Annotated in this window: 3 protein-coding genes and 1 pseudogene; 1 reads left to right on the top strand and 3 read right to left on the bottom strand. The window is 61.5% G+C overall.

Annotated elements, in window-relative coordinates:
- The 3 genes and pseudogenes from EN939_RS23165 to EN939_RS23155 all read right to left on the bottom strand — a co-directional run.
- Positions 1–203, bottom strand: a pseudogene (locus EN939_RS23165) (homoserine dehydrogenase); the annotation flags it as partial.
- A gap of 47 nt (positions 204–250) precedes the next feature.
- Entirely contained in the window at positions 251–1,468 is a 1,218-nt protein-coding gene (locus tag EN939_RS23160; protein ID WP_023810473.1) for an LL-diaminopimelate aminotransferase, read from the bottom strand.
- A 45-nt stretch (positions 1,469–1,513) separates the two neighbouring features.
- Positions 1,514–1,960: a hypothetical protein gene (locus tag EN939_RS23155; protein WP_236382797.1), complete on the bottom strand. Its 447-nt coding sequence runs from the start codon at positions 1,958–1,960 to the stop codon at positions 1,514–1,516.
- A gap of 43 nt (positions 1,961–2,003) precedes the next feature.
- Here EN939_RS23155 and phaC point away from each other — a divergent pair, with 43 nt between their 5' ends.
- On the top strand, positions 2,004–3,839 hold the full coding sequence (phaC, locus tag EN939_RS23150; protein WP_127269943.1) for a class I poly(R)-hydroxyalkanoic acid synthase: 1,836 nt from the start codon (positions 2,004–2,006) through the stop codon (positions 3,837–3,839).
- Positions 3,840–4,260 lie beyond the last annotated feature (421 nt).

Genomic DNA, 4,260 nt, shown 5'->3' with positions numbered 1-4,260 from the left:
ATCTTGACCGGATCGTCGAACCACTTTGCCGAGCTCAGATCGACGCCGCGATCGCGCTTCTGGTCGCGCGCCGAGACGGCGGTGACGATCACGTCACGGCCGCACTGGCGGGTCAGTTCCACCGCTTTGTCGCGCAGCACGCGCGCCACCGACGCGCCAACGGTGCCGAGGCCGGCAATTCCAACACGCAATGCTTCAGCCATGTCCGGCGACGTCCCTCAAAGTCAGATCGAATTTGCGTGCGGCAAGCTTACCGGTGAGCGGAGAGCGGCACGACGTTGTTGGGCTGCTTGGCGCTGGTCGACAGGAAGCGCTTGATGTTGCGCGCCGCCTGCCGGATCCTGTGCTCGTTCTCGACCAGAGCGACGCGCACGAATTCGTCGCCATGCTCGCCGAAGCCAACACCGGGCGCCACGGCCACGTCGGCATGTTCGATGAGCAGCTTGGAGAATTCGAGCGAGCCGAGATGTCGGAACGGCTCCGGGATTGGCGCCCAGGCGAACATCGATGCCGCCGGTGCCGGAATGGTCCAGCCAGCGCGGCCGAAGGCATCGACCATCACATCGCGGCGCTTGTGGTAGATGTCGCGCACTTCGGCGATGTCGGCGCCGTCGCCATTGAGCGCATGTGCCGCCGCCACCTGGATCGGCGTGAAGGCGCCGTAATCGAGGTAGGATTTCACCCGCGTCAGCGCCGAGATCAGCCGCTCGTTACCGACGGCAAAGCCCATGCGCCAACCGGGCATGGAGAAGGTCTTCGACATGGAGGTGAATTCGACGCAAACGTCGATCGCGCCAGGCACCTGCAGCACCGAAGGCGGCGGATTGCCGTCGAAATAGATCTCCGAATAGGCAAGGTCGGACAGGATGATGATGTCGTTCTTCTTGGCGAAGGCGACCACATCCTTGTAGAAATCGAGCGAGGCGACCAGCGCCGTCGGGTTCGACGGATAGTTGAGGATCAGCGCCAGCGGCTTCGGGATCGAATGTTTGACCCCGCGCTCGAGCGCCGGGATGAAGCCGTCGTCCGGCTCCACCTGCAGCGAGCGGATGACGCCACCCGACATGATGAAGCCGAAGGCATGGATCGGATAGGTCGGGTTCGGGCACAGGATCACGTCGCCGGGCGCCGTGATCGCCTGCGCCATGTTGGCGAAGCCTTCCTTCGAGCCAAGCGTGGCCACCACTTGCGTGTCGGGGTTGAGCTTCACGCCGAAGCGCCTGCCATAGTAGGCGGCTTGGGCGCGACGAAGGCCCGGAATGCCGCGCGACGAGGAATAGCGATGCGTGCGCGGGTCGCGCACGACCTCGCACAATTTGTCGACGATAGCCTTGGGCGTCGGCAGGTCCGGATTGCCCATGCCCAGGTCGATGATGTCGGCGCCACGCGATCGGGCGCTGGCCTTGAGCCGGTTGACCTGCTCGAACACGTAAGGCGGAAGCCGGCGAACCTTGTGAAATTCTTCCATGGCAGTTCCAGACAGCGAAGGGGGTGTTGGGCGCGCGCTATATACTTATTTGCAGGTAGGGTCGAGGGCGGGGTCGCATTTGGCTTCGATCTGCTTCAGCGTTTCGTCGCCATGCTTCTTGGCCAAATCCGTCAGCGCCGCCTGGTTGGCGACCTTCGGGCCGCCGCCCTTTGCCGCCTGCGCATTCTCATCCGCCTTCAATTGCGCGAGCTTGGCGTTCTTCTCGGCTTCGGTGAACTGAGGCGCCGCCACTTGCGGCTTGATGTTCAGGTTCGGAAAGGTGCCGGTATCCTTCGGCCCCGTACCCGCAGCGACAGGCGTCGGGCCATTCGTGTTGGTGCTCGAGCACCCGGCAATCCCGATGAGGACGATCGCCGCGCCGATGCGGCAAAAATGTCCGGCACCGAAAAAAACAGTTTCGCCAATATTAATCGTCATATTGTTTCCTTGGCAGCCGAGGTAGAGCGAGATTGGCCCGGTCGGATGTCCCATGTTAATATGTCAAGAAAAGGCCTCGGGAGGAACCCCGCCAACCATGTCCAAAACACCCGATTCGGGCAAAGCGGAAGATGACGAGCCTTCGACCGTCGAGCAATATCTGGTGAAGGACCCGGAACGCTTCGCCCTGAACATGGCGCGCATGATCGAGCAGGCCGGCAAGGCCGCTTCCGCCTGGGCCGAGCCGCGCGAAAAAGGCGACGTGCGCGACCATGTCGCCGAGCCCGTTGTCGATATGGTGAAGACCTTTTCCAAGCTCAGCGAATACTGGCTTGCCGATCCGCAGCGCGCGCTGGAAGCGCAGACGCGGCTGTTCTCCGGCTATATGACGGTCTGGGCCAACGCCATTCAGCGCACCAGCAACGCCGCGCAAGACACCGAAGACGCGGTCAAGCCGGAGCGCGGCGACAAGCGGTTCCTCGACCCGGAATGGGGCCGCAACGCCTTCTTCGATTTCCTCAAGCAGGCCTATCTCGTCACCTCGCGCTGGGCGGCCGATCTGGTCGAGCACGCCGAAGGCCTTGACGAGCACACCCGCCACAAGGCCGGCTTTTACGTCAAGCAGGTGTCCAACGCCATCTCGCCGTCGAATTTCATCCTGACCAATCCGGAACTGTTCCGTGAAACCGTCGCGTCGAACGGCGAAAACCTGGTGCGCGGCATGAAGATGCTGGCCGAGGACATCGCCGCCGGCAAGGGCGACCTGAAGCTGCGGCAGGCTGACTACTCACCCTTCGAGATCGGCAGGAACATCGCCACCACTCCCGGCAAGGTGGTCGGCCGCAGCGACGTCGCCGAAATCATCCAGTACGACCCGGCGACCGAGACGGTGCTCAAGCGGCCCTTGCTGATCTGCCCGCCATGGATCAACAAATTCTACATCCTCGATTTGAACCCGCAGAAATCCTTCATTCGCTGGGCGGTTGAACAGGGCCACACCGTGTTCGTCATCTCCTGGATCAATCCGGACGAGCGCCACGGCACCAAGAGTTGGGAAGCCTATATCCGCGAGGGTCTGCAATACGGCCTCGACACCGTCGAGAAGGCCACCGGCGAACGCGACGTCAACGCGATCGGCTATTGCGTTGGCGGCACGCTTCTGGCGGCGGCACTGGCGCTGATGGCGCAAGAGGGCGACGACCGCATCAAGTCGGCGACCTTCTTCACCACGCAGGTCGACTTCACCCATGCCGGCGACCTGAAAGTGTTCGTCGACGAAGAACAGGTCGCCGCTGTGGAAAAGTCGATGAGCGAAAAAGGCTATCTCGACGGCACCAAGATGGCGACCGCCTTCAACATGCTGCGCTCAGGCGACCTGATCTGGCCCTATGTCGTCAACAACTACATGCGCGGCAAGGATCCCCTGCCCTTCGACCTGCTCTACTGGAATGCAGATTCCACCCGCATGGCGGCGGCCAATCACTCTTTCTACCTGCGCAACTGCTATCTTGAGAACAACCTTTCGCAAGGCACGATGGAACTGGCGGGTCACACGGTTTCGCTTGGGGACATCACCATCCCGGTCTACAACCTCGCCTCCAAGGAAGATCACATCGCGCCGGCGCTTTCGGTGTTCCTCGGTTCGAAATATTTCGGCGGCACGGTCGAGTATGTGATGGCCGGGTCGGGCCATATCGCAGGGGTCGTCAATCCGCCGGCATCCAACAAATACCAGTACTGGACCGGGGGTACGCCGACGGGCGACTTCAGCCAGTGGATAGCCAATGCCACCGACCATCCAGGATCCTGGTGGCCGCACTGGCAAGACTGGATAGAGGCCAAGGACAACACCCGCGTGCCTGCCCGCAAACCGGGCAAGCATATGAAAACCTTGGGTGATGCTCCCGGCACCTATGTGAAAGTACGTGTGTAACGGACTGTAATGTGTGGTGAGTTGACGGACCGCCAAAAGCGGGCGAAATGGTGTCGTCAACCATCAAGCGGCCGTAATTCGACAATCACCGCAAAAATACTTCCAGGCTTGCGGATTTGACACAGGTCTCGTTTCCGGATCGGAGACAAAGGTCACCTTGGCATCGACGCATGCGTGTGGCGCCAAGGATATACCGACCGGACATCGAGGGGGAATTTGACTTTGAAATCAGCAGGATGGAGCCTCGCAAAGGGAGAACGCCGCGCCATTGTGGCAGCGCTCTGCTCCTTGCTTCTGGCCTCCTGCACTTCGGCTGGCGACCCGACAATGTCGGTCGGAATGCCCGGTTACAATGCCACCGCATCGGATATGAATGCTGCCTCAAGTGGCAAGTCGGCCGCTGTCGCCGATTCGTCCGAGG

It is taken from the genome of Mesorhizobium sp. M7A.F.Ca.CA.002.05.1.1 (assembly GCF_003998335.1).
Taxonomy (GTDB): Bacteria; Pseudomonadota; Alphaproteobacteria; order Rhizobiales; family Rhizobiaceae; genus Mesorhizobium.
Note: the sequence above shows the minus strand (reverse complement) of the source record. Positions and strands in the feature narration are given on the sequence as shown.